Annotated in this window: 17 protein-coding genes and 1 pseudogene; 12 read left to right on the top strand and 6 right to left on the bottom strand. The window is 51.1% G+C overall.

Translation table 11 applies throughout. The features are described from left to right. Positions 1–59 precede the first annotated feature (59 nt). Complete coding sequence (locus IEY53_RS27145) at positions 60–1,361, top strand: YwqG family protein (protein WP_189030571.1); 1,302 nt, start codon at positions 60–62, stop codon at positions 1,359–1,361. 621 nt (positions 1,362–1,982) lie between these two features. Further along, the gene (locus tag IEY53_RS27140; RefSeq protein WP_189030570.1) at positions 1,983–3,899 is read left to right on the top strand and encodes a serine hydrolase domain-containing protein; all 1,917 of its coding nucleotides are present in this window, start codon (positions 1,983–1,985) and stop codon (positions 3,897–3,899) included. A gap of 7 nt (positions 3,900–3,906) precedes the next feature. Here IEY53_RS27140 and IEY53_RS27135 read toward each other — a convergent pair whose 3' ends face one another. Then, positions 3,907–4,746 (bottom strand): YitT family protein, encoded by an 840-nt coding sequence (locus IEY53_RS27135; RefSeq protein ID WP_189030569.1) that lies wholly within the window; start codon positions 4,744–4,746, stop codon positions 3,907–3,909. 206 nt (positions 4,747–4,952) lie between these two features. Between IEY53_RS27135 and IEY53_RS27130 the strand changes: the two genes are divergently transcribed. Next, on the top strand, positions 4,953–5,561 hold the full coding sequence (locus IEY53_RS27130; RefSeq protein WP_189030568.1) for a hypothetical protein: 609 nt from the start codon (positions 4,953–4,955) through the stop codon (positions 5,559–5,561). Positions 5,562–5,829: 268 nt separating this feature from the next. Here the strand turns inward: IEY53_RS27130 and IEY53_RS27125 are convergent, their stop codons facing one another. The 3 genes from IEY53_RS27125 to IEY53_RS27115 all read right to left on the bottom strand — a co-directional run bounded on the left by IEY53_RS27125 (position 5,830) and on the right by IEY53_RS27115 (position 11,049). Further along, on the bottom strand, positions 5,830–7,515 hold the full coding sequence (locus IEY53_RS27125) for a type 2 periplasmic-binding domain-containing protein (RefSeq protein ID WP_189030567.1): 1,686 nt from the start codon (positions 7,513–7,515) through the stop codon (positions 5,830–5,832). 101 nt (positions 7,516–7,616) lie between these two features. Further along, positions 7,617–9,227, bottom strand: a complete 1,611-nt coding sequence (locus IEY53_RS27120) for a response regulator transcription factor (protein ID WP_229696388.1) — start codon at positions 9,225–9,227, stop codon at positions 7,617–7,619. Beyond that, positions 9,214–11,049, bottom strand: coding sequence for a sensor histidine kinase (locus IEY53_RS27115; RefSeq protein ID WP_229696383.1), 1,836 nt, complete (start codon positions 11,047–11,049; stop codon positions 9,214–9,216). The genes IEY53_RS27120 and IEY53_RS27115 overlap by 14 nt, the downstream gene beginning before the upstream one ends. A gap of 142 nt (positions 11,050–11,191) precedes the next feature. On the opposite strand from IEY53_RS27115, the gene IEY53_RS27110 reads away from it, so the two are divergent. Both IEY53_RS27110 and IEY53_RS27105 read left to right on the top strand, forming a co-directional pair. Continuing rightward, complete coding sequence (locus tag IEY53_RS27110; protein WP_189030563.1) at positions 11,192–12,142, top strand: ABC transporter permease; 951 nt, start codon at positions 11,192–11,194, stop codon at positions 12,140–12,142. 17 nt (positions 12,143–12,159) lie between these two features. After that, positions 12,160–13,032: a carbohydrate ABC transporter permease gene (locus IEY53_RS27105; protein WP_189030561.1), complete on the top strand. Its 873-nt coding sequence runs from the start codon at positions 12,160–12,162 to the stop codon at positions 13,030–13,032. Between the two features lie 232 nt (positions 13,033–13,264). Here IEY53_RS27105 and IEY53_RS27100 read toward each other — a convergent pair whose 3' ends face one another. Then, entirely contained in the window at positions 13,265–14,353 is a 1,089-nt protein-coding gene (locus IEY53_RS27100; protein ID WP_189030559.1) for a low temperature requirement protein A, read from the bottom strand. A gap of 81 nt (positions 14,354–14,434) precedes the next feature. Beyond that, entirely contained in the window at positions 14,435–15,469 is a 1,035-nt protein-coding gene (locus tag IEY53_RS27095; protein ID WP_189030557.1) for a PocR ligand-binding domain-containing protein, read from the bottom strand. Positions 15,470–15,621: 152 nt separating this feature from the next. Between IEY53_RS27095 and IEY53_RS27090 the strand changes: the two genes are divergently transcribed. The 7 genes and pseudogenes from IEY53_RS27090 to IEY53_RS27060 all read left to right on the top strand — a co-directional run bounded on the left by IEY53_RS27090 (position 15,622) and on the right by IEY53_RS27060 (position 24,240). After that, on the top strand, positions 15,622–16,761 hold the full coding sequence (locus IEY53_RS27090) for a glycerol dehydrogenase (protein ID WP_189030555.1): 1,140 nt from the start codon (positions 15,622–15,624) through the stop codon (positions 16,759–16,761). Further along, entirely contained in the window at positions 16,761–18,542 is a 1,782-nt protein-coding gene (dhaK, locus tag IEY53_RS27085) for a dihydroxyacetone kinase subunit DhaK (RefSeq protein WP_189030553.1), read from the top strand. Before IEY53_RS27090 ends, dhaK begins: the two co-directional genes overlap by 1 nt. Positions 18,543–18,665: 123 nt before the next feature. Further along, on the top strand, positions 18,666–20,096 hold the full coding sequence (locus IEY53_RS27080; RefSeq protein ID WP_189030551.1) for an FAD/NAD(P)-binding protein: 1,431 nt from the start codon (positions 18,666–18,668) through the stop codon (positions 20,094–20,096). 235 nt (positions 20,097–20,331) lie between these two features. After that, positions 20,332–20,961, top strand: a complete 630-nt coding sequence (locus IEY53_RS27075; protein ID WP_229696382.1) for a serine/threonine protein kinase — start codon at positions 20,332–20,334, stop codon at positions 20,959–20,961. Between the two features lie 108 nt (positions 20,962–21,069). Next, a pseudogene (locus tag IEY53_RS27070) lies at positions 21,070–21,447 on the top strand (DUF7832 domain-containing protein); the annotation flags it as partial. A gap of 446 nt (positions 21,448–21,893) precedes the next feature. After that, on the top strand, positions 21,894–23,732 hold the full coding sequence (locus tag IEY53_RS27065) for a UbiD family decarboxylase (protein ID WP_189030547.1): 1,839 nt from the start codon (positions 21,894–21,896) through the stop codon (positions 23,730–23,732). Positions 23,733–23,766: 34 nt separating this feature from the next. Continuing rightward, entirely contained in the window at positions 23,767–24,240 is a 474-nt protein-coding gene (locus tag IEY53_RS27060) for a hypothetical protein (protein WP_189030545.1), read from the top strand. Positions 24,241–24,543 lie beyond the last annotated feature (303 nt).

Below are 24,543 nucleotides of genomic sequence, written 5' to 3'. Positions count from 1 at the left end.
GAGGAAATTTCAAAGGGGGCAGCGAATTATGCTATAGTTTTGTCATTGGAGGGGATTGAATGACAGAACGTGTTCCATGCCGGAACGAGGGATGCAAGGCCATGATTTTGCCGGCGACAGCTCTGAAAACAGGCGGAACCTGCATGCCATGCCAGCAGGAGAAGGCACGCCGGGAGAGACAGGCCTATATTGGGCAGCACCGCAGGTACGTGGATTTGTATGAGGGGATTAACGACCCTGTGGAGATTCTGAAGATCAAACATGGACCCAGAACCTATGATCCTTTAATTCAATATACCCCATACCCGCTCAACAAGGAGCAGCTCTATGTCTCTTTGAGTGAGCAGGAAACTGAACGTATGGAGAGCTATGCCCTGGAGCTGTTGCTGGAGGGGGATGAGGAGAGGGGACAGGATATTCTGGAATCTCTGGTCTGCTTCAGCAATAAAAAGGTGGAATCCTGTTTGCCGGAATTGGTCCGGCGGGAATTGTTTACTGCAGGTATTCTGTATAAGGATGCTCCGTCAGAGATCCGGGATCAGCTGCTGGAACGGGTGGAGACGGACCCTGACAACCGGAATCATCTGCTGCTGGCGTTGGCCTGGATCGGGGATGAGCGGGTGGTAGAGCAGTTTAACACGTGGCGGCTTACGTCCCCGCACTGGGCGAAGGAGCTGTATGTCCTTCCGGAGCGCTATACTCATGAGGCTGGCTGGGAGCTGACGGAAGCCGGAGAGCGCCGGAATTTGTTCCATGAGCATATTTACGCCATCGAGAGAATCCCAGGTGTGTTGAACCGGAGCCGGGACACTGAGGATCCGGCACAATTTCTGATGGTGAGCTCCAGGCACTGTCCGTGGTGCGGCGGCCGCCTGACTGCACTCCTAAATCTGGAGACAGCGCACCCTTCTATTATAGAGATGGAGCTTGCCGGAGAACGGCTTAAGCTCGAGTCATGTGTGAATTGCAGCTGTTATGGCATTATGTATATGGATTTGGATGTACAGGGGGAGCCCCGGTTCAGTGTACACAACGAGAAGCCGGATTATCTGGAGGATATCGCCCCGGAAGAGGATGGGGATGAATTCTTGTCAGCCGGCAGGGAACTGTTCTGTTCCGTTCAACCGCGCAACGGCTACCACGCCGTGCAGTGGACGCTGGACCCGGCAGTTTCGCAAATCGGCGGCCACCCGACCTGGGTGCAGGATGCCGAATATCCGCCATGTCCCTGCTGCTCCCGGCCGATGCGCTTCGTCGCCCAACTGGACCGGGCACAGCTTGAGGACTATGGAGAAGGGATTTATTATATGTTCATCTGTGCCAAGGATCGGATCACGGCAACAACCTATCAGCAGTCCTGACTTATAGACAGGCCATGACAGTGCCGGAGATCCACACACATAAAGAAAAAGCCGGGTCAGCCGCAAGACCTATTCTTGCGGTTCACCCGGCTTTTGCACAGCAGACAATCTGTGCCGATCTATAGCCTGTTGGTTCAGCTGAAGCTCACTCCTATAGGCATTGACTTTTAATTGCAGCTTGTGTATGAGTTCTTGCTGCATCTCATGAAGACGATCCTCATGACAAAACGCGGAACAAGAGAGAAGTCCGGTGGTATAACATTTTGTCTCCTCAGCCACGGTATTGAGTTTTTCTTTATAGATTCTCTTCGCAGGGCCTATCTCCGATTTAATCTCATAGTAACGGTAGCTTAATGATTCTAATAGGACTGTTCATGATGATGTCAATTCTCCTTCTTGTATTCACGAAATTATAACATGCGGGAACCGCCGTTTCCCACTGGAATATAAGAACAGGGCAGATTGGAAGCTGCCAGCCCAGGATGCAAACGGTAGTGGAATGGATGAACAGCAGCTGTGGTCTACCGTGAACCTGTCTGTAAAATTATGCAGCCAAAAGAGGAAAAATCCGCTAAAATAGGGAAGACTGCAGGCGGCTATACAGACAAAGGAGAGTTCCACATGCTGAGAAAAGGTTTTGCACTAATATTTACGATTGTTCTGATGATATCGGGCAGTCTAACCGCATCCGCGGAGATCAAGGGAACCGGAGGCACTGCAGGGACAACGCCTTCCGGGATTCCACTGTCAAATCTGGAGCCCTTTGTGGATGATTATGTAAAGAACTACATAGGCAAAACCTCCGCAGGAGCGTCAATAGTGATTGTCAAGGATGGTGATATAGTACTGTCCAAAGGCTACGGCTATGCGGATGTGGAGAAGCAGATACCCGTTACACCCGAAACTGTATTTGAATGGGGTTCTATCAGCAAGCTGGTGGTATGGACTTCGGTCATGCAACTGGTTGAGCAAGGGAAATTGGATCTGAATGCGGATATCCGGACCTATTTGCCGGACGCTTTTCTGACCAAACTGAAATATGAGGACCCTATCACCATGTTGAACCTGATGAACCATAATGCAGGTTTCGAGGAATACATGTTTGATATGGCCTATCAAACCCCGGAGAAGGTGCGCACTTTGGAAGAAGGGTTGCTGCTGGCCCAGCCCGCTCAGATCTATAAGCCCGGTGAGGTTGTAGCGTACTCTAATTACGGCAATTCTCTGGCTGCCTATATCGTGGAACGGATCAGCGGGCAGACCTTTTACGAGTATGCTGCGGAACATGTTTTTGCCAAGCTGGGGATGAATCATAGCACAGCGAACCCCACTGTAGCAGACCGTCCGGATCTGCTTGCGCATAAAGCGCAGGGGTATCTGCTGGCGGGCGAAGGGGCTTTTACCCGGGGCTCGTGGAATTATATGTCCATGTATCCAAACGGCGGCAACAATGGCACTGCGGAAGACCTGGCCCAATTCGCGATGGCTTTTATGCCTGCCGCGGAGGCGTCCACACCACTGTTTGACCAGCCGGACACCTTAAGCGAGATGCTTACACAGAGTTATGCGGCGGGTGAGAACATGCCCGGAATCGCCCACGGTTTCTGGGAATACCCGGGCGTCCACAAGACGCTGGGGCATGGGGGGAACACGATAGCTTTCTCGACCAATCTGCAGCTGGTGCCGGAGGAGCATTTTGCAGTCGTGATTATGACTAATCAATCGGCTGAAGCGGGCATCGTACATGGTCTAACCAAAGCATTGCTCGGCAAGCAGGAAGCGGCAGCTGTATCCGGGAATTTACCGGACGCCGCCGAGCTTGAAGGGAGCTACGTTGCTGCAAGGCGTCCGGCCAAAGGGTTCATGAATCTGTATCCCTATCTCACTTTGCTGAAGGTCGAGCCCGCAGGGGAAGATCAAATCCGAATCTCACTGGCAGGCATGACAGCTGATTATAAGCAGATTCAACCCCATTTATATGAAAAAACGGGCGGAGGCCCCGCACTGGATATGTGGCCCATGCTGCATTTTCAAGTGAGTGGCGGTAAGGTGCAGTCAATCTATGCCTATACCACCGAATATTTGCCTTTGACTGCGGGAAAAACGATGCCCGTGCTGATTGTAAGTGCCATCCTGGCGGTAGTCTCCGTGCTGTATTTTATTATGGCCCCGTTGGTTCTGCTCGTGCGGGCTATTCTGAATAAAAGAAGGCGGATAACGCGTTCGGCTCCGTTGTCCGTGATACACAATATCGTGGTGGGTCTGACCCTGACCGGCACAGGAATGGTAGTCAACAATCTGCTTCTGGCCTTTAGAATGCTCAGCAACAACGAACGGGCGTATTCGGAGGTTTTCCCGCAGATTATCCTTAATTATGTTCTAACCGGTGTAGCGGCCGTGCTTATGGTTGCTCTGCCGCTCTACTGGCAGAAGAAAAAACCGGCATTATCTGCAAGTCAAAAGTGGTTTGTTAGGTTGCCTGTAATTATAATGATTATTTTCGTTGGGCTGCTGGTGTTTTGGCAGTTCTATAGTTAAACCAACATTATGGTTTGGACATATCAATAAAGCCTTCCCCGAATACATCGCGTACATCGTGAATCGTAATAAAGGCCGCGGGGTCCTCGAATTGGACGATTTTTTTAAGCTGGGAGACTTCCTGCTTGCTGATCACAATGTAGAGGATCTCTTTGGAGGCTTTAGTGAAATAACCATACCCCGTCAGTACGGTGACCCCCCGGTCCATAGCGGCATTGACTCTGGCCGCGATTTGATCGTGCTTTGTGGAGATAATGGTGACCGCCTTTTTGGGATTTAAACCTTCGATGATAAATTCCATCACTTTGGTCCCGACATAGAGCAGGATAATGGTGAACATCAGCTTTTCCACGCCGATTACGAACACGGAGCCGAAGGCCACAATCAAATCGAAGAAGAGCAAGGCGTAGCTGATATTCCAGTCCAGATATTTGTTCGCAATCCGGGCCAGAATGACCGTACCCGCCGTGGTTCCGCCTGCCCTGACAATAATGCCGATCCCTACGCCCGCAAAGATACCGCCGAATACGGCATTCACCGTCAGCTCATCCGAATGAATGGACCAGTCTTGGGTCAACTGCAGGAAGAGGGAATGGGAAGCGACGGCAACGATGGTATATAGGGTCGTGGTTTTATCCAGGAACTTGTAGCCGACAACCAGCAGAATGGAGTTCAGGATAATACTGACGAGGCCTGTGGACCATCCGAATAAATAGTAGAGTATAATCGTCACGCCTGTAACTCCGCCTTCTCCCAGATCACTCGGAATAACAAACACGTTGATGCCCACGGCAAAAATAAAAGCACCGAAGATCACCATAAGCACATCTATAATTCTTTTTTTCATCACTGCACCATCCTATATTAAAATAAAAAAAGCGATCAAAGGGGGTTCCCTTTAATCGCTTTATGCAAACTGCTACATTGCAAAGCTCTTTTGAGTGAAAATGAACATTACTTAATCTCAATCTCACGTTACTATAATAGGCGCGGAGTTAGAGAGTTGTCAACCTGGAAATATTGAATTCATCATTGAAAGGACGAACTGCACGGATGAAGAAAGGGTTCGCAGTGGTTATATTGATTATGTTATTAAGTGGTTGCATGAACAAACCAAAAGCGTTACATGAACAAGATTTATGTCTGATGGATACCCAAAACGAAAATCAGAAGATTTGCTATGGGATGAGCCGGGCTGAAATTGAGGCTATTGTAGGTGCTGGTACAGTTCAAGAGACTACATTTGCTCCTGACAAAGATGGAACATTAGTGTCCTATGAGGATAACTTAGGTATATTCTACAAGGATGATAGGGCTAAAGATCTTTCGGTTCTGGATCAAAATACGCTGGAACAGCTGGCACAAGGGAAGCTGGTGATTGAGAAGGGACGGTACAAAACCGAAAGAGGAGCTGCACTGGGAATGAAAGAGAGCGAAATTGCCGAATTGTATGGGGAGGATTACGTGAAGGATAGTACATTTATTTATATTTATGATTCCGCACGCAAAGCGTATATCACTGATCCCGGCCAATTGAAGCAAATCCCGGATGACGCGGAAGGGATATACGAGTTCTCGGCATCAGTTGGAACCGATGGCTCAGAAACCTTGGTGTTCGGCCTTACTTTTCGTGACTATAATAAACATAACTATAGGGACTAAAAAGGTATAAAACAGGGAGCAGATCATCTTTCGTGATCGCTCCCTGTTTGCTCTTGTCTATAAAGGGTATTTAAGAAAATTTGGAAATTACAGAGAGAAGTAATGGAGGGGGAATTTGGAACTGTAGGAGCGATAGCGTCCGTCTTTGTCCCTGGATTTCAACCGCAATGGGCGGTATGAATCAAGAAATCCGGGGACAACAACGGCCGGAAGTCCAAACTTTCACCGTAGTTACAAACGATCCTAATTCCCCCAAGCTTAAATTTCTTTATTTCCCCGAAACCGATTTGAACCATTCATTGACTTCTTTCGTAATTTGATCGCCGCCGTTTGCTTTCCAGTTGGCTACGAATTCATCAAACGCATCGACCGGCAGTTGGCCGTAGATAATTTTGTTGAATGTCTCCAATTCGGACTGGGTCAGCAGGTTCCACTTGGAGACCATAGTCGTAGTAGCGGCTCCGGTGAAATAATTCTGCTTGCGGATATCAATCTGTGACATTACGATCTTTCCAGCCGCCCAGTTTTCCGGTTTGCGGAACTCGGCCATTTGCTTCTCGTAAGGAGTCACGGGAGTCTCACCGTCAGCCAGCTTCACGAGTGTCTTCATGAACAGATCCGGAATACGGGGCTGACCGGTCAGGAAAGGAAACTCGTTGTAGAAATCTTTAATTTTCTCTTTATCACTGGTTGGTTTACCGTCGATGATATCCCAGTCATACCCTTTGGCAAAACCGTATTCATAAGGGCTGCCTGCGGCTGGGTTGGCCAGGTTGTCAAGCAGGTAGTTGTAGTACAGGAAAATGGCTTCCGGGTGTTTGGCATCCTTGTTAATCATGATGCTGGCATTAACCCCGGAATTTTGCCATTTGGTGCCGATCTTGCCATCGGGTCCGGCCGGGATCGGATAAGCTTTGTACTTGGAACCGGGTACGTTCTTCAGCAGGTCGGGTGCGGGCCAGTCTGGAACCCAGTTCGCGCCTGGCAGAACACCGGCTTTGCCTTTGGTCCAGCTCTCTGCGGCTTTTCCTTCATCCCAGAGGGCGGAGTCGGTGTGGATATATCCTTTTTCCATCCACTCTTGCAGCTTCGCCAGGGCTTGTTTGGCACCCGGATTGACGGAACCGTATTCAAGATTGCCATCGGCATCCTTATTCCATTGTTCCTGAATTGTACCGTAAGCCCCGAATAACCAGTCCAGTGAACCCATCCAGGTATTCGTTTTGTTCTTCAGGGAAATGGCCAGCGGGAACACTTCTGCAGGCTTCAGACCGTCCGGATTCTGGTTCTTGAATTTGTCCATGATATTTTCCAGGTCAGCGATAGTTTTAGGAGCTTCAAGGTTCAACTTCTCCATCCAATCTTCACGGAGCCACAGGAGTGTATCGTCATTGTCGGTATATTCCATAATCGGCAAGTTGTACTTTTTGCCATCCTTGGTGAACGGATACCAGAGCTCAGGATGAGCGGTGGCGTGATCCTTCAGCGTTTGCGGGGCATATTTGTCGAACAACTCATCAATAGCAATGAACTGGCCGGAATCAATGAGCTGATTGGTCAGCACCGCATTATTCGGCACAGTTACGAAATCAGGCATCTTCTCACCTGATGCAATGGACAGTTGGAGCTTTTGTCTATATTGGTCGTCACTGGCTGGATACCAAGTGTCCGAATTAAGCTTCATACCGAGTGTGTCAAGCATCCAGCGGTCATGCACGTTATCGTCCTTGCTTTCGCCCTTCGCATATTTCTTCGCAATCAGTACGGTGCTGATGTCGATGGGCGGATCATATTTGCCGGCGGCAAATGCGGCATCCGCTACTGCGTTCTCCCCGGCGGTTGTACCATTGCCTGCTCCGGCGTTCGAGTTCTGATTCGCTCCTCCGCCGCAGGCTGTAAGTGTGACAAGCGCTGTGGCTACAAGAAGCGAACTAATCTGTCTGAGTTTGATCATTCTTCTTTTCCCCCTGCTGTATGTGATCGTTTCATGCTGTTACTTTACCAACCTTTAGGGGAGACCATCTATATGAGTTTGTTAGTTTTGATAGGACTCTCTCATGTTGTTGTTTTGCCGTCCCTGTATTCCTGCGGCGTTACCCCGAATTGGCGTTTGAACACTTTTATAAAATAGGCAGGGTCCATATACCCGATCTCCCTGCTGATTTCATAGACCTTCTTCACAGTGGTCTTCAGCATATGGCAGGCCCGCTCCATCCGCAGGCGCGAGATATATTCGCTGATGCCTTCCCCTGTTTCGATCTTATAGATTTTGGACAGATGGGTTGGATGCAGGTTGACATGATCCGCCAGTACGCGCAGGGAGACATCAAGATGCAGATTCTTATCGGTATATTCCTGGATTTTCTTCACATACAACGAGCGGATATCCTTAACGTCGCTGGCGGTGCCCTCCTGCAGCTTATGCAGGACACCGATCGACCATTTCTTGAGCTTGTTGATGGAGGCAAAGGCCTCGCCGTTCTGCAGCGCTTCAATATCCGCTCCGAGTAAATTCCCCAGCCGAAGTCCGTTGCGGTGAGCCAGATTGGTAAAAGAAGCGGTGATGACAAACCCGGCCTCCATACAGTGCTCCCAGGAAACGGGGAATTTCTCTTCCAGCTCGGCACATACGGCCAGGAGCTTGGCTTCGGCAGCATCCCAGTGGCCGGCTTCGAGCAGATGAATCAGCGTAGGAGGGAGGTAGAGCGCATCCAGCGGCCCTGGCTCTGTAGACGGTTCCCCTTCACTGACGCGCATGACAAATTCCCTCTCGTCACCGACGATCTGGCGGAAATAGGAGGCTGCCTTGCGGAAGCGTTCGGACAACTGTGCCGGGAAGGGAAACCATGCAGTAATTACGATGGACAAGGAGCCTTTAAGGAATTGCTTGACCTTGTTCTGAAGCTGCGAAGAGAGCTTCTCCAGCATGGACTCCTGCTCTATAGCCGGCCCGCCGGCCTTCATCTGCAGCAAGAAGACCAGATATCCATGTTCCTCTTTAACGCCCCAGACCTCCATGAACTCACCCATAATTTCCTCGGCCATGTTGATAATGGCATATTCGATCAAGGGTTGTCCGTTATCTTTGAACCGCCCGAATTCCTCCTCCAGCCGGACCAGCATAAGCGCACATTCCCCGTCATGGAAAGGCAATCCATAGTTCGTCAGCTTCCGTTCCCATTCTTCGGGAGACATACGGTGACCCTGCAGACCGTCCAGGAGCAGCTGCCCCTTGAGGAGCGGCAGGTTCTCACGCAAGGTGAACTGTGTCCGTTCCAGTGAGCTGACCAGCTCCCATTCGCTGTTGATTTGCTGAATGGCGGTCTCTACCGCACCGAACAGCTCGTCGTCGGTTGGAGGCTTCAGCAGATAATCCACCGCTTTGTGCTGGAGGGCTTGCTTGGCATAATCAAAATCGGAATGTCCTGACAGGATGATGCACTTGATTCTTTTATCCTGCTTGCGGATAGTCTCAATCAGCTGGATTCCCGTCATTTCCGGCATTTGCACATCCGAGATCACAATGTCGATGGGATGGGTGGCGATGATCTGCAGGGCTTCCATGCCGGAGTAGGCTTTATGAACCTGCTCGATGCCAAAGGTATGCCAGGGTTTGGTGAGGGATAAATTGTCTACCCAATGGGCTTCGTCATCAACAATGATCATTTGCAAGAGTGTGTCCTCCTTGAAGTTGCGAATAGTGTAAAAGCGTTTCTTCAGCGGTAATTTCCCATATAATGGCTGTCCGGAGTCCGCCCAAAGGCGATTTGCTGAAATGGAGGCGGGACCCGCTGCCAAATTGGTGGATGACCCGCTGATTGGTGTTCCACAGCCCGCAGCCCATCTCTTCCTGCAGGGGCTCCTGCATTTTGCCGGTTAAGGCCGCCTCCTGCTCCGGCGTAAGGCCCGGTCCATCATCATCGATGTAGACCTTGCAGATCCCGCCGGAGCGCTCGCCGGTAATCCGAATCTCCCCGGAGGAATAAGATTTGCTTACCCCGTGAATCACGGAATTCTCCACGATCGGCTGGAGCATAAGCCGCGGGACGGACTCCGCCAGCATATCGGCAGGAATATCGATGTGGTATTCGATCCTGCCGTTGCGCAGCTTTTGAATATCCAGATAGTTGACCAGCAGCTTGACTTCATCGCCCAGCGAAGCGGTCTCCTTTTCCATTCGTGTGGTGTAACGGTAGTAAGCGCTCAGATTGTAGGCCATGGATACGACGGCTTCCTCATCCTTCAACTGGGCCATATTGATAATATAACCAAGGCAGTTATACAGGAAATGCGGATTGATCTGAGCTTGCAGCTGCTTCAGTGTTGCCTCGCGCGCCCGGATTTTCTCGTTGAACACATTCTCAATCAGGTCCTGAATCTGCCGTGACATATCATTGAACCGGTGGAACAGAAACGAGAATTCATTGCGGTTATCCGCCTGGAGCCTGACTGAATAATCGCCGCGCTGCACACGCCGCAGAGCGCGGATCAGCTTTTTGATCGGCCGCTGCACATTCCGGTACAGCAGGATAGAAGCGGATAAGCCGACCAGGAACAGCAGGAACATCGAGACATAGAACAGATTGCGGCTGACCGAAATGGGACCCAGAATTTGATCAAGCGGGACGACATCAACCAGCTGCCAATCCAGATAAGAGGACTTGACCGTACTGACCAGATAATTTTCGCCGTTCAGCTTCACCACATGCTGAGACTGAGTGCCGGAGGAATGTTTATCCAGGTAACGGATTAATTCACCGGTGAGCTCCGTATCCACGCTGCGGTTCAGAATAGGCGGCTCTCCCTTGTGGTAGAAAAAAGGGTCGCCTTGCCCTCCGGCCTTATAGGTGTCGAGCATATTCTGGATATTCTGATAGCTGAAGCTCGCTTCAACGATAAGATTGCTGCCGGTCAGTACGCCAGGCTGGGCGAGCGAATCGCTGTAGAACCAGTAGAAGGATTTCAAGGTTCCCGGAGCTTCGGTTTCACCGTTGCCATAGGACCATTTGCCGCTCATATTCCGTTTCAGATAGTCGTCATCATAGTTCGGAATTTGGGTGTGGTTGGAAATGACGTCTTTATTCTGCTGCGAATATACGGCGTAATGGGTCGGCCAAATATCGGCCACTCCGGCCTGCAGCGCCATTTTTTCCTGAATGACATACCGGGTCTGCATCCGGTCATACCGGTCTTCCCATATATTAAGCCCGTTGAACTTCTGCACATTCGGATCCTTGGAGAAAATCAGGCTGAAATCCATCATCTGCTTGATTCGTGAATCAATCTGGCTCGATAAAAACGTGAGCTGTTTCGTATTGGATTCCTGCAGCTCTTGGCTGACCACCTTAAAGGTAACGTCGTTAGAATACGTATAGACGATAATAATCGGCACAAACAAGACAATAATCAAGCTGTTCATTTTGGCGAATAGACTGAATCTTGACCATACCTTTTCGTTGATGTAAGTAAATCCTTTTCTTAGATGCATCCTTGTCCCCCCAGACCCTGCCTAATAAATCCCTATGCAAGCCTAACAAAGTAATATAGTCAAACCTCGGAAATGCTTGCTACTATTTATAGCAGAGATTCATACAACACACAAAATAAATTTTCGGAAGCGGGAGAGAGCGATGGAAGCTAACACTGTACAGCAGGTGAATCCTGGAAAAACGCCGCGCGTACCAAGAAAAAAAGGCTCCAAGCAGCCCTGGGTGCTCCATTTTATGGTGTTGCCTGCAGCACTGCTGGTGTTTATTTTTTCCTATATCCCTATGGGGGGCATTCTGATGGCCTTCCAGGATTACAAGCCGGCACTAGGATTCGCCGATTCTCCTTGGGTGGGACTCAAACACTTTGAATACATGTGGCAAAATGATTATTTTCTGAAAATTACGTGGAATACGTTGTTATTCGCCTGCTCCAAGATGGTGATGAACCTGATTATTCCGTTTTTCTTCGCTTTGCTGCTGAATGAAGTCCGCAAGATGGGGCTCAAAAGAACCATCCAGACGATGGTGTATCTGCCGCACTTTCTGTCCTGGGTGACCTTATCGGGGATCCTGATTGATATGTTGGCCCAGACAGGGCTGATCAATCAATTTCTCTCTGGCGTATTCGGCATCAAGCCGATATTCTTCCTGGGCGACGGCAACTGGTTCCGGTTCACAGTCATTGTCAGTGATGTGTGGAAAGAGTTCGGCTTCAACATGATTATCTTCCTGGCTGCTTTGTCGGGGATCAACCCCTCACTGTATGAAGCGGCGGAAGTGGACGGGGCGGGCCGCTGGAAACAGACGCTTTATATTACTATTCCGGCGCTGATTCCGATTGCAATTGTTGTGGCAACACTGGCACTGGGGAATGTGCTCAACGCCAACTTTGACCAGATCTTCAACCTGTACAGCCCGCTGATCTACCAGCAGGGCGATATTATCGATACCTTCGTATACCGTGAGGGTCTATTAAGCGGACAGTTCAGCTTCGCTACGGCGGTTAATCTGTTCAAATCCGTAATCAGCCTGATCCTGATCGTCATTTCGTATCGTCTGGCCTACCGGTTCGCCGGATACCGAATCTTCTAGAAAGGGGGAACCGTCTTATGTACCATAAAACATTGTCCTACCGGGTATTCAGTCTGTTTAACAATATCTTTCTTACGGCTGTATCCGTGCTTTGTCTGCTGCCGCTCGTTCACTTGCTGATGGTGTCCCTCAGTTCATCGGCTCCGGCGAATGCGGGACTCGTGAGCTTCTGGCCGATCGGATTCACCCTTGAGGCCTATGCCAAGACTTTTAATAACGCCAATTTCCTGGCCTCTTTATGGGTGTCGGTGGAACGGACCGTACTCGGAACGGCGCTTGCCCTGATCGTCAACACGATTGCCGCGTATGCGCTCTCCAAAGAAAGCCGGGTCTTTCGGGCCCGCAATATCTATTTGTGGTATTTTGTGATTACGATGCTGTTCAGTGGGGGGCTGATCCCCGGCTATATCCTGATTCTGAAGCTGGGGCTGATGAACTCGCTGATGGCACTGATCCTTCCGGGTCTGGTGGCGGTCTTCAATATCATTCTGATGCTGAATTTCTTCCGCACGGTGCCCAAAGATCTGGAGGAAGCATCTTTCATTGACGGGGCGGGCCAGTTCCGTACTTTCGTTAGTATTTATTTGCCGGTCTCGCTGCCGGTGATTGCCACCATTTCATTGTTAGTGATGGTCGGACACTGGAATGCCTACTTCGACGGGATCATCTACATCCGCGATTCGGAGAAGCTGCCGCTGGCGACCTTTATGCAGACGATTATCGTTCAAGCGGATATGTCCAAGATTGATTCGAACGCCTTGGTCAACGGCACGCAGCGTACGCTGCGGGCGTCGCAGATTTTTATCAGTGCCTTGCCTATTTTGCTGGTGTATCCGTTCCTGCAGCGCTTTTTCGTAACCGGAATTGTGGTAGGTGCCGTGAAAGAGTAACTGGTGATATATAAACGAAGGGGTGTCCCAAAAGCCATGAAATGGCTTGGGACACCCCTTGTTTTTTAAGTAATGATCCATTCACCCTCGTTTTGGGCTAGAGAACATACAATAAGAGCACCTGAGTCCGCAAAAAAGCACAATGCCCTTCGTTGCCTCAAATAAAGAGCATCTGAGTCCGCTTCCTTGCACAGCGGTCCCGGTGACGAGTGGTTGCCGGGATCGTTCGTGCTCATGACGTAGCTTTGGCAAATAAGAGAAAGAACACCATCAGCTCGCCCATGATCAGATGCGGTGAAGCGGTGATGAACAAATTCAGCACAAACAATGCACAGAGGGTTCCGGTGAGAAGCGTAAAGACCTTGAAGCTGGGCCGCAGGTGATTGAATTTGTACTGGTAGAGCATAAACATCACTGACAGGTAATAGATCAGCACGGAGCCGAAAGCAAAGCAGAGCATAAAGAAATAATGAAGTTCGTTGACGAACAGCAGCTGGATGGAAGCGGCTATCATACTGAGTGAAAAGTAGATAAACAAATGGCCGTAAATAATCGTCTGGCCGGCTGTCTGTTTGGACTTGTCGATATGTTTCTCCACATTCTCGAAGTATTGCCACCAGATCGCGATTACGAGCGCAAAGGCCAGCACGGCGAACAGGATGGAGGAAGCTGTAAAGGTATGGCTTTGCAGGACAGCAAGCATGCTGATCACAGACTCGCCAAGCAGGATCAGGGTGAACAGGGCAAAACGCTCCAGCAGATGTGCAGTATGAATGGGCGTTTTGACCAGGATTCTGCGGCCGATCAGCGGAACAAGGATGTCTGCAAAAATCCCGGCATACAGGAAGATATAACGGATATAGGAGTCAAAGAAAAGCGAAAGACAGGAAATGAAAAGGCCCAGCCAAAAATAGGTGCCGAAAAAACGGGCCGTGTTGCGCTTGTGCGCGGTCTCTGTCCGAACTGACAGGAGATATTGGACTGCGGTCAAGCCCCTCAGGCCGATGTATCCGATCAGGAAGGGCAAGTAATTGGCGTCAAAATCGACGTTCAGGCTTGCGGTCATTATCAGTACAAAAAACAGCTGCAGGATCATAAAGATCCGGTGGCTTTTGCTGTCCCGGCCAAAACGGTTGATAAAGACACTTTGGCCCACCCAGGCCCACCAGATCGGCACAAAAATGAGGATGAACTTAGCCAGATGCTCCAGTGAAATACTGTTATGCTCCACGTGCAATAACACATGGGTGGCTTTGGAGACAGCGGCTACGAACAACAGGTCGTAGAAGAGCTCAAGCCAGGTGACTTTCTTTTCATACATAGAAATGTGCCCCTCTCGTGATCGGTCTGTATTGCCAGAATAATACTAGCATGATCCGGTTGAAGCTTCAATTGTTTGCTGTCAACGCTGCTTGAGCTGCTTGCGGTAGAGGGCCGGGGTCGTATGCTCAAACTTGCGGAAGGTCTTGATGAAGTAACCCGGTTCATTGAAGCCCAGCTCCTCACTGACCTGGGCCACCGGCAGATCTGTAATTTCCAGCAGCTGCTTGGCCCATTTCATCTTCAGCCTGGCCAAATACCCGGTGAAGTTCTCGCCCGTCTCCTTGGCGAACAATCTGCTGAAATAACTGGGACTGAGATGGCACAGCTCTGCCATATGTGTTAATGCAACAGATTTGCTCTTGTTGGAGAAGATATAGTCAAAAGCAGGCTGCAGCACAGGATTCGCGCATATCCTTACATCGGCGGCAGTGTTTTTAAGGTACGCATCCGCAATGGCTGTGGTCATTTCCTTTTTGATCGTTTCGATATTTTTAATGGTGAAGCCGGGCAAAAGGGTTGAAATGTGCAGCGCCTCCTCCTTTCCGGCCGCTTTTTCGAACATCTCTGTCAGTACATTTTTGTGGATAGCTTCTTCTACAATATAGTTGCAGAGGAGGGAGAGCATGCTGGCGATCTTGATGATCTCTTCATAGGTCATGGTAGGGATGTCATCATAGGACTGCTGCAGATGTTTCTGCTTCCTGAGATGCAGGGAGCTGTTCTTGACGGTGACAATCTGCTCCAGATCGCGGCCGCTGACGGGGTCAGCCAGCTTGACCTGCCCGGCCATAACCGCACCGATATACTGATCTTCGATGGTGATGGGAATGGCAATATCCACAATATTGAAATGGCATAAATAGACGTATTGCGCGTTCAGGCGAACGGCCTCGAGGCCCCCGCGGGCATCACATTTTTGACAGAGGGGCAGCAGCTCGGGATCTTTGCGGACATTGCTGCAGAAGGACTGGCAGCTGCTGTGACCGGTAACGGGGTTCCCTTTATAATCTACCGTCAGTATAGCCAGCTTGGTTACCGTAGCGAGCGAGTCCTGCAGGCGTTTCCACTTGTTCAGGTCGAGGATTTTATTTAAGTGTAAATAGTCATGGATCAATGGTATTCTCGCCTCCAAAGTGCAAAAAATTACGATTCATAATTATAATTATTAGTAATGATATTCCACTGTCATAGGCAAATTCCTTCTGTATACTCTAATAAAGGATCAAAATTTTGGTTAAGTTATAAGAAACGGGAGGCTATATTCATATGAGAAAAGCGTTTATTAGTCCAACGAAATACGTACAGGGCGAAGACGAATTATTGAATTTGGGTTATTTCGTGAAGTCTTTTGGAACATCGGCGTTGCTGATTGCCCATGCGGATGATGTGAAACGGGTTCAGGACAAGCTTGCTGCCACGTCGGAGAAGTTCGGGATTACTTTTGTTGAAAGCGGTTTTAGAGGGGAATGCTCACGCGAGGAAGTCGCCCGGTTACAGCAAATCGCCAGCGAAAAAGGCTGCACCTGCACCGTGGGTTTGGGCGGAGGCAAAGCGATTGATGCAGCCAAATGCGTAGCTAAGGGCGAAGCGCTGATTATCTGTCCAACCATTGCAGCCACAGATGCGCCAACAAGTCATTCGGCAGTGCTCTACACACCGGATGGAGCCTTTGATGATTATGCTTATTTCAAGCAAAGTCCAAGTGTGGTTCTGGTCGATACAACGGTGATCGCGAATGCCCCTACACGTTTCCTGGTCTCGGGAATGGGAGACGCTTTATCGACCTATTTTGAAGCAAGAGCCACTGCCAAGTCTTATTCCAGAGTTAATGCCAGCTTGCCTATGGGTTCGAGAGAGGGAGTATGTCCACCCGCAGTGGGCACTAACGCTGCGCTGGCGCTGGCTGGCCTGTGTTATGAAATGCTGCTTAAGGACGGTGCCAAAGCCAAAACGGCATGCGATTGCAACAAGGTGACCCAGGCGCTGGAGAATATTGTGGAGACAAATATCCTGTTGTCCGGTCTTGGTTTTGAAAGTGCGGGGCTGGGAGGGGCGCATGCCATCCATGACGGTCTGACGATTCTGGAAGGCACCCACCATTATTATCATGGGGAGAAAGTCGCTTTTGGCACCATTGCCCAATTGGTCCTTGAGAATGCACCTACGGAAGAGCTACATCAAGTACTCGATTTCTGTCTCGAAGTGGGTCTGCCTGTTTGTCTGGCCGATATTGGCGTAGAGCATATTACCGAAAAAGAACTGCTGGAGGTCGCAGAAAAAGCCTGCATTCCGGAAGAATCCATTCATGCAATGCCTTTTCCGGTCACTGGAACTGAAGTGGCGGCTGCGATCGCTGCAGCAGACCGGCTTGGCAGTAGCTACAAAGCGCGCCGGGAGGCCAAATAATGAAGAAAATTATCAACAAGACGGAGAACATCGTGCTCGAAATGTGCAACGGTATCGCTTTGGCGCATCCGGAGCTTGAGTTTGTGAGGAAATATAAAGTAATCAAGAAGAAAGAGATCAACAAGAATAAGGTCAGCCTGATCAGCGGCGGCGGCAGCGGCCATGAGCCGGCTCATGCGGGATATGTCGGCAAAGGCATGCTGGATGCGGCGGTATGCGGAGATATTTTTGCTTCGCCATCACAGATTCAGGTCTATCAGGCTATTAAAGCGACGGCCAGCAGCAAAGGGACCCTGATGATCATCAAAAATTACAGCGGAGATATGATGAACTTCAAAAATGCCGCGTTCCTGGCGGGAGAAGACGGCATCGAAGTGGACTATGTGCGGGTCGATGACGACATCTCCGTAAAGGACAGTTTGTATACCGTAGGCCGGCGGGGAGTTGCCGGAACTGTACTTGTGCACAAGATTGCCGGCGCCGCGGCAGAAGAAGGCCGCAGCCTGGCCGAGGTCAAAGCTGCCGCTGAAAAGGCGGCTGGCAACGTGCGCAGCATCGGTTTTGCCTTCACTTCCTGCACCGTTCCGGCCAAAGGGACTCCAACCTTTGAGCTTGCGGAGGACGAGATGGAATATGGTGTTGGCATTCATGGAGAGCCGGGTATCCGGCGCGACAAACTGGAATCAGCCGATACGCTGGCCGCGCGGATGGTGGAGGCACTGCTGCAGGACTTGTCCATCCAAGGCGGAGAGCCTGCCGAAATTGCGCTGCTGATTAATGGTTTTGGGGCAACCCCGCTTCAGGAGCTGTATTTGCTGAACAACTCCGTGGCCCGGGAGCTCGCCCATAAACCCCAGATCAAGGTGAACAGAACCTTCGTCGGAAACTACATGACGAGCATTGACATGGTGGGAGCTTCAATCACGATCATGAAGCTGGATACGGAACTGAAAGAGCTGCTGTCCCGGGAAAGCGATACGCCTGCTTTTAAAGTATCCGGTCCTGCTGAAAGCGGGGAATTCGTCGAAGTGATCGAGGAGAGCAGTCAGGAAAGTACGGTATCGTTCACAGCTGAAACACCCGAGAGCTATGCTACCATCCAGAATAATACCTTCACCTTGGATAATATGGTTTATTTAATCGATAAGATGAGCGAGATCATTATTGCGAACGAAGTGCCATTCTGTGAACTTGATTCGCATGCCGGTGATGGTGATTTCGGGATGAGCATCGCCAAAGGCTTCCGCCAGTTAAAACGGGAATGGCCGCATATTCTGGCGGAAGGCAAGTCAGATATAGGCAGTTTTCTTGATGCCTGCTCTCTGGTTATTATGGAATATTGCGGGGGAGCTTCGGGTCCAATCTGGGGTTCTGCATTCCGTGCCGCCGCTAAAGCTGTGGGCGCCAAAAAGGAACTGGGCCTCTCTGATTTTGCCGGCATGATGCTGGCTGCGGTTCAAGGCATTCAATCGACCGGAGAACGGTCTTTTGGACGCGGAGCCGTTGTTGGAGACAAGACACTGATTGACGCCTTGGTGCCTTGTGCGGATTCTTGGGCTGCCAGTGCGCAGGCGGGAGATGATTTCAAGACGGCTTTTGCCAAAGGAGCGGAAGCTGCCGTGGAAGGGGCCAAAAAGACGGAAGATATCGTAGCCCGCATGGGACGCGCCGGGGCAGTGGGTGAACGCAGCCTTGGATATCCCGATGCAGGGGCTTATGCGATTGGTGTCATTTTTACGGAACTCTCACATCATATGAGAGCATATCCGGGAATTTCGTGATCCGTGAACAATATTGGCGCGATAATTTAGTTAATATGACAATAAACCTGCCATGAGTCTTCAACATAATCGGGTTGGCGAGATATAATGAAGGAAGAAGCCAATCGGAAGGGTTGAGGACCCATGAGCCTGGAAGCATTAAATGAACGGGTACAAACGGAGCTATCCTATCTGGCCTTTGGAGGTGCGGATTGGGTGCGGCCGCTTGAGCGAATAGAAGGTCATGTCTACGATGTGGTGATCGTTGGGGGCGGACAAAGCGGACTTGGTGTTGCATTTGGGCTGCTCCGCGAGAGAGTCTCGAATATTCTGATCATTGATGAGAATCCGGCAGGGTTCGAGGGGCCTTGGGACACCTATGCCCGGATGGTTACCCTGCGTACACCCAAACATCTGAGCTCCATTGATCTTGGCATTCCCTCTCTGACGTTCCGCGCCTGGTGGGAAGCACAGAAGGGGGCCAAGGGCTGGGAGGAGCTGGGCAAAATCCCCCGCGGCGAATGGATGGATTATTTGCGTTGGTACCGGGAAATTCTCGGCTTGCCGGTTCTGAACAGGGTGAAGCTGAAACTGATTGAGCCTGTGGAAAAAGGGCTGCACCGCCTGCATGTTGAGGGTCTCAGTGCTCCATCCGGTGTCTTGCTGGCACGCAAGGTGGTGCTGGCCACGGGAATTCAAGGCGGCGGTGAATGGCATGTGCCGAAGATGATTGCCGGGAACCTGCCCGGTCAGCTGTATGCCCATACCTCCGAAGCGATTGATTTCGGCGCACAGAGGGGCAGACGGATTGCGGTTCTGGGCGGAGGTGCTTCGGCCTTTGATAATGCCAACTATGCGCTGACGGCCGGTGTGGCCGAGGCTCATGTCTTTGTCCGCCGCACGGAGCTGCCCAGCGTGAATCCGATCCGCCAGATGGAGGTGTCGGGCATGATTGAGCGGTTTCACACCCTTGCGGATGCCGATAAATATGCGGTGATTGCCCATTTCTTCAAGTGCAATCAGCCGCCTACGACCGACACTTTTGAGCGTGCGGCCGCATGGCCCGGCTTCCGGCTGCATCTGGGTGCTCCGTGGCTGGAGGTGGAGGCCCGGGGAGAACAGGCGGTGGTGACCACACCAAAGGGGCGATTCACCTTCGACTTCCTGGTGATCAGCACCGGCCTGGTCAGCGAGCCGGGCCTGCGGCCTGAGCTGAGGCTGGTCGAGGGGCATATTGCCCGCTGGAGCGACCGCTATACAGCTCCGGCGGGAACGGCCAATGCGCTGCTGGATGCCCATCCTTACCTCAGCCCCGGCTTCGAGTTGTTAAGCCGGAATGAGGAAGGTGAACCGCTTCTGCACGGGCTGTTTGTTTTTAATTATTCGGCCCTGGCGAGCTGCGGCCTGTCGGCATCGGCCATTTCAGGCACCCGGAATGCCGTACCGAAGCTGGTTACGGCTGTGGCCGACCAGCTGTTCCTGGACGACCGCGCAGCCATCCTGGATCAATATTATGCCTATAATGAAGCAGAATTTGTTTGTCGTCCTGCCGCAAAGCCAGCGAAGCATAGTTAAGGCAGTGCAGATAGAGGGGAGTCCCAAAAGCCGTGGATTGGCTTTTGGGACTCTGTTTGCGTTAGGGGAGGTATAGAGGAAGACATTCACCATTTCCTGCTTAAAACTTGATGCATCTGCTGAGATGTGTTTTTTGCTGATTTATCGTAAACTGAGATTATACGGAAATTCACGAATGGAGTAGATTAGTATACAGCCGCTGAGAGAAGAAACCATAGAGAAGTTGGTAGAGCTGGTGACGGGACAGTTGCTGGGGAAATTGTCCATTGAGAGTGTCAACCCGAATGAACCGGTGCAGGTGCGGCACTTCCCCAGCCCGTGGATGCTGCTTGGCGCAGGCAATTATGCGGCCGTCTTCTATCACCCGGATTATCCCGGAGAAGCGGTGAAGGTATATGCACCGGGCAGGCCGGGATTGGCGGAAGAGGCTGAGGTCTACCGGCGGCTGGGTTTTCATCCTGCCTACTCCGTTTGTTATTATGAGGGAGCCAATTTTTTGGTGCTGCAGCGGCTGCTGGGAGTCACATTCTACGATTCGATCAGGAGGGGTGCCCCCATCCCGGAGCAGGCCATCCTCGATATTGACAACGCGCTGAGTTATGCCCGCACCCGGCAGCTCCATCCCCATGATGTCCACGGCAAAAATGTAATGGTCAGGGAGGGCCGCGGCCTGATTGTAGATGTTTCGGATTTCTTGAAGCAGGAAGACTGCAGCATGTGGGATGATTTTAAAAAAGCGTACTATCGTCTCTATCAGCCTATCGCCTCACGCTGGATGTTTCCGGTTCCGGGCACGGTGCTGGAACTAGTGCGCAAGGGCTACCAGCTGTGGCGGCGCAGGAAAAAGGGGAGAGGTTCCTGTTAGCTGTTATTTGAATTAGCGTGAATACACAATCCAACTAAAGGAGTCAGGCAGATGACTGTGTATGACAAGGCAAAGTATCATGAAGAATGAGACAGCGACGATTACCCGCAGGAGCTGAAGGTAAGGCCGGGGTATGCACACGGGGGATTTTTCCTTGGCTGGATAATTGACAGGGAACTATACAGTGCGGACTTTGCACAGCAGTATGCGGGAGGGATCAAGGCGTTCAGACGGCGGGAGATGACCGGGCCGCAGCTCTATGAACGGGCAGGGGGTGTGCTCGCATCCCATATGCTGAATGAAGCCGGCAATGTGTATACGGCAAGCCGCTATGATAACTATTTAAGCGATTATCTGTTCTATCTGAATTTGGAAGATGAGGTGGAGAGCCCTTATCATGTCCCGGATACTTGGGAGAATTACGAAGCGATCAAGTTCAATCTGGACGAAGATTTCCAGTATTGGCAGGAGCACATCTCACGCTGAGATGTGTTTTTTGCTGATTTGTCGTAAACTGAGATTATATGCTTCGGTACAAGCTTTGGTGCCGCTCGGGCCTAGAGCGAAGGAAGGCAAGGGTCTTTGGCTTTGGAATCGGTACGGGGAGCCGGATACTGCACGAAGGATAGGGAATAATGCCCGCTAATTGTGGGGAATGGGCTTAGGACGGCAGAGTAAGCGGAAATCCACCCGCTAATGGCATGGAAACCGGCGAATTGGGGGCGTTTGACGAAATTAACGGGTGGAATTCCCTTTAAAGGAACTGAAGGGGGTCATGCTGCGGATTTAGCGGGCGGATTTCCCTATAAGCAAGGCCAAGGCAGGTCCCTCCTCAAGGCAACAGGGGTTGCCCCCAAAACCGTTCTACCAATTTCAAGCCATGATCAATGAGATCATCCAATATGAATGCACAGAGGAGAATGGAGCCTACAATGAGATACAGTAATATGGAAGAATGCATCATCGATCTGGAAAAGCATGGACATTTGGTCCGTATACGCGAGGAGGTGGACCCCGAGCTGGAAATGGCGGCGATCCATTTGAAGGTGTTCGAAGCCGGTGGTCCCGCGCTGTTATTTGAGAACGTAAAAGGTTCCAAGTTCCGGGCCGTATCGAACTTATTCGGAACCGTGGAACGCAGCAAGTTTATTTTCCGGGAGACCTGGGAATCGACGCAGAATGTCATTGCCCTTCGCAATGATCCCATGCAGGCCCTGAAGCATCCTTTTCAATATGTGGGTACGGGGCTGGCGGCGCGAAAAGCGCTTCCACTCAAGAAAGCAGGCGGGCAGCCCGTGGCTTTTCAGGAGATCCAGATTTCCGACCTGCCGCTGATTAAGCATTGGCCGGGGGATGGAGGGGCGTTTGTGACCTTGCCCCAGGTCTATTCGGAGGATCCGGGGAAGCCGGGCATCATGAATTCCAATCTCGGCATGTACCGTGTCCAGTTGAGCGGCAATGATTATGAGCTGAACAAAGAGGTTGGCATTCATTATCAGATTCACCGCGGCATAGGCATTCACCAGGACCGGGCGAACAAACTTGGACAACCCCTCAAAGTAAGCTGCTTCATCGGCGGTCCTCCGGCACATACGCTGTCGGCCGTGATGCCCCTGCCGGAAGGCATGAGCGAGCTTACGTTTGCCGGCCTGCTGTCCGGGCGGCATTTCCGCTACAGTTATATCGACGGCTTCTGCATCAGCAATGATGCCGATTTCGTCATTACGGGTGAAATCTATCCCGGTGAGACTAAGCCGGAGGGGCCTTTTGGTGATCATCTGGGCTACTACAGCCTAACCCATCCGTTCCCGGTGATGCGAGTACATAAGGTGTATGCCCGGCAGAATGCTATCTTCCCGTTCACCGTCGTAGGACGGCCTCCGCAGGAGGATACCGCCTTTGGGGCGCTGATTCATGAGCTGACCGGTGGAGCTATCAAACAGGAGATTCCGGGTGTTAAAGAAGTGCATGCTGTTGATGCCGCAGGTGTCCATCCACTGCTGTTCGCCATCGGCAGCGAGCGCTATACGCCCTACCAGCAGGTGAAGCAGCCGGCAGAGATCCTCACCATGGCGAACCGGATCCTGGGAACCGGACAGCTTAGTCTGGCCAAATATCTGTTCATCACCGCCGAAGAAGACCGGGCGGTCAGCACTCATCATATTGAAGATTTCCTGACCTATATTCTGGAACGCCTTGACCCGCGCCGCGATATCCATTTCCAGACCCATACCACGATAGATACGCTGGATTACTCAGGAACCGGACTGAACACCGGGAGCAAGGTCATCTTTGCGGCAGTGGGGGACAAGAGGCGGGAGCTGTGCACCGGGGTTCCCGAGGCGCTGCAGGGACTGCCGGGCATCACAGGAACAGGGCTGGTGCTGCCGGGAATTGTGGTGCTTCAGGGGCAAGCCTTCACCAGCTACGCAGAAGTGCAGCAGGAGATGGACACTTTGAGCGAGGCCATCCGGGAACAAGGGCCGCTGCCGTCCTGCCCCCTTATTATTCTCTGCGACGACAGCGAATTCATGAGCGGGACATTGGAGAATTTTCTGTGGGCTACTTTTACACGCAGCAATCCCTCCCATGATATTTATGGTGTGAACAGCGGCTATGAGAACAAGCATTGGGCCTGCGATAATATCATTATTGATGCCAGAGTGAAGCCGCACCAGGCTCCGCCGTTAATTCCGGATGCTGCGGTGGAGAAGAAGATTAAACGATTGTTCGCCGAAGGTGCCAGCTTGGGTGGTATCCGGCTGTCTTAAGTATAGTTGAAACGTTCAGGAGGTGATTGACCGTATGCAAGCATGGGAAAACCGGCTGATGCAGGACGAGCAGCTGCTGGAATGGATCTGGGAAGCCACTGCGAAACAGATTGAGAGCCTGGAGCACCGGGACAAGTTCCTGCGCAGCTTCACCGCCGTGTGCGCGCAAAAAGGAAGTCCGGCAGTGTGGGACTTTCTGGAGGTCTTCGACAGTGACCCGCCGGAATACCTGTCCTTTCAAGAAGACGCCCCTAGTACCTTTAGGGTCCAGGCCGAGATGAATTATGGACTTTCGGTCTGGAACGAAGGGGAGCAGCTCGGCAAAGTAACGGCTACGGTGCAGGGGACCTATACTTTTAAGCTGGCAGATCCGGTATCGGGCCTGCCGGTTGATATAACCGGCAGTGCCGGCTTGTCCAGCCTGCCCTATGAAATAAAGGTCCTCGAAATTGAGGAGCTGCACAATGTCGAAGATTACTATGATGATTATACAATGCTTAACTTCTGAGCTGATACAGCAGCGGAAGACCGGCTGTGCAGTTCAAGCCGGTCTTTGTGCTGCGCGGACTTAGGGAGGGGATACCCGGGCAGCTTGGCCTGTTGACTGCAGGGTAGTCCTAGCATGGCTATAGGGAAATCCACCCGTTAACTCCGCAGATTGTCGCCATTGAGCAATATTAGAGGGAATCCCACCCGTTAATATTGTTAAAAATACTAAAATAGAATCTTTTTGTGAAATTAATGGGTGTTTTTCCCTATAATGATCCATTTACAGCCTATACTTCATATACAGTGGATGTAATTCCCTATC

Source organism: Paenibacillus albidus (assembly GCF_014644435.1).
GTDB classification, from domain to species: domain Bacteria; phylum Bacillota; class Bacilli; order Paenibacillales; family Paenibacillaceae; genus Paenibacillus_AQ; species Paenibacillus_AQ albidus.
The sequence above is the reverse complement of the archived record's forward strand: the minus strand, read 5'-3'. Positions and strand labels throughout refer to the sequence as shown.

What these genes read in the sequence shown, in the direction of transcription:
- IEY53_RS27135 (WP_189030569.1), bottom strand. Translation starts at nt 4,746, where the DNA reads ATGAAAAAAAGAATTATAGATGTGCTTATGGTGATCTTCGGTGCTTTT.
- IEY53_RS27105 (WP_189030561.1), top strand. Translation starts at nt 12,160, where the DNA reads ATGTACCATAAAACATTGTCCTACCGGGTATTCAGTCTGTTTAACAAT.
- IEY53_RS27145 (WP_189030571.1), top strand. Translation starts at nt 60, where the DNA reads ATGACAGAACGTGTTCCATGCCGGAACGAGGGATGCAAGGCCATGATT.
- IEY53_RS27125 (WP_189030567.1), bottom strand. Translation starts at nt 7,515, where the DNA reads ATGATCAAACTCAGACAGATTAGTTCGCTTCTTGTAGCCACAGCGCTT.
- IEY53_RS27110 (WP_189030563.1), top strand. Translation starts at nt 11,192, where the DNA reads ATGGAAGCTAACACTGTACAGCAGGTGAATCCTGGAAAAACGCCGCGC.
- IEY53_RS27065 (WP_189030547.1), top strand. Translation starts at nt 21,894, where the DNA reads ATGAGATACAGTAATATGGAAGAATGCATCATCGATCTGGAAAAGCAT.
- IEY53_RS27100 (WP_189030559.1), bottom strand. Translation starts at nt 14,353, where the DNA reads ATGTATGAAAAGAAAGTCACCTGGCTTGAGCTCTTCTACGACCTGTTG.
- IEY53_RS27120 (WP_229696388.1), bottom strand. Translation starts at nt 9,227, where the DNA reads ATGATCATTGTTGATGACGAAGCCCATTGGGTAGACAATTTATCCCTC.
- IEY53_RS27080 (WP_189030551.1), top strand. Translation starts at nt 18,666, where the DNA reads ATGAGCCTGGAAGCATTAAATGAACGGGTACAAACGGAGCTATCCTAT.
- IEY53_RS27060 (WP_189030545.1), top strand. Translation starts at nt 23,767, where the DNA reads ATGCAAGCATGGGAAAACCGGCTGATGCAGGACGAGCAGCTGCTGGAA.
- IEY53_RS27090 (WP_189030555.1), top strand. Translation starts at nt 15,622, where the DNA reads ATGAGAAAAGCGTTTATTAGTCCAACGAAATACGTACAGGGCGAAGAC.
- IEY53_RS27115 (WP_229696383.1), bottom strand. Translation starts at nt 11,049, where the DNA reads ATGCATCTAAGAAAAGGATTTACTTACATCAACGAAAAGGTATGGTCA.
- dhaK (WP_189030553.1), top strand. Translation starts at nt 16,761, where the DNA reads ATGAAGAAAATTATCAACAAGACGGAGAACATCGTGCTCGAAATGTGC.
- IEY53_RS27140 (WP_189030570.1), top strand. Translation starts at nt 1,983, where the DNA reads ATGCTGAGAAAAGGTTTTGCACTAATATTTACGATTGTTCTGATGATA.
- IEY53_RS27130 (WP_189030568.1), top strand. Translation starts at nt 4,953, where the DNA reads ATGAAGAAAGGGTTCGCAGTGGTTATATTGATTATGTTATTAAGTGGT.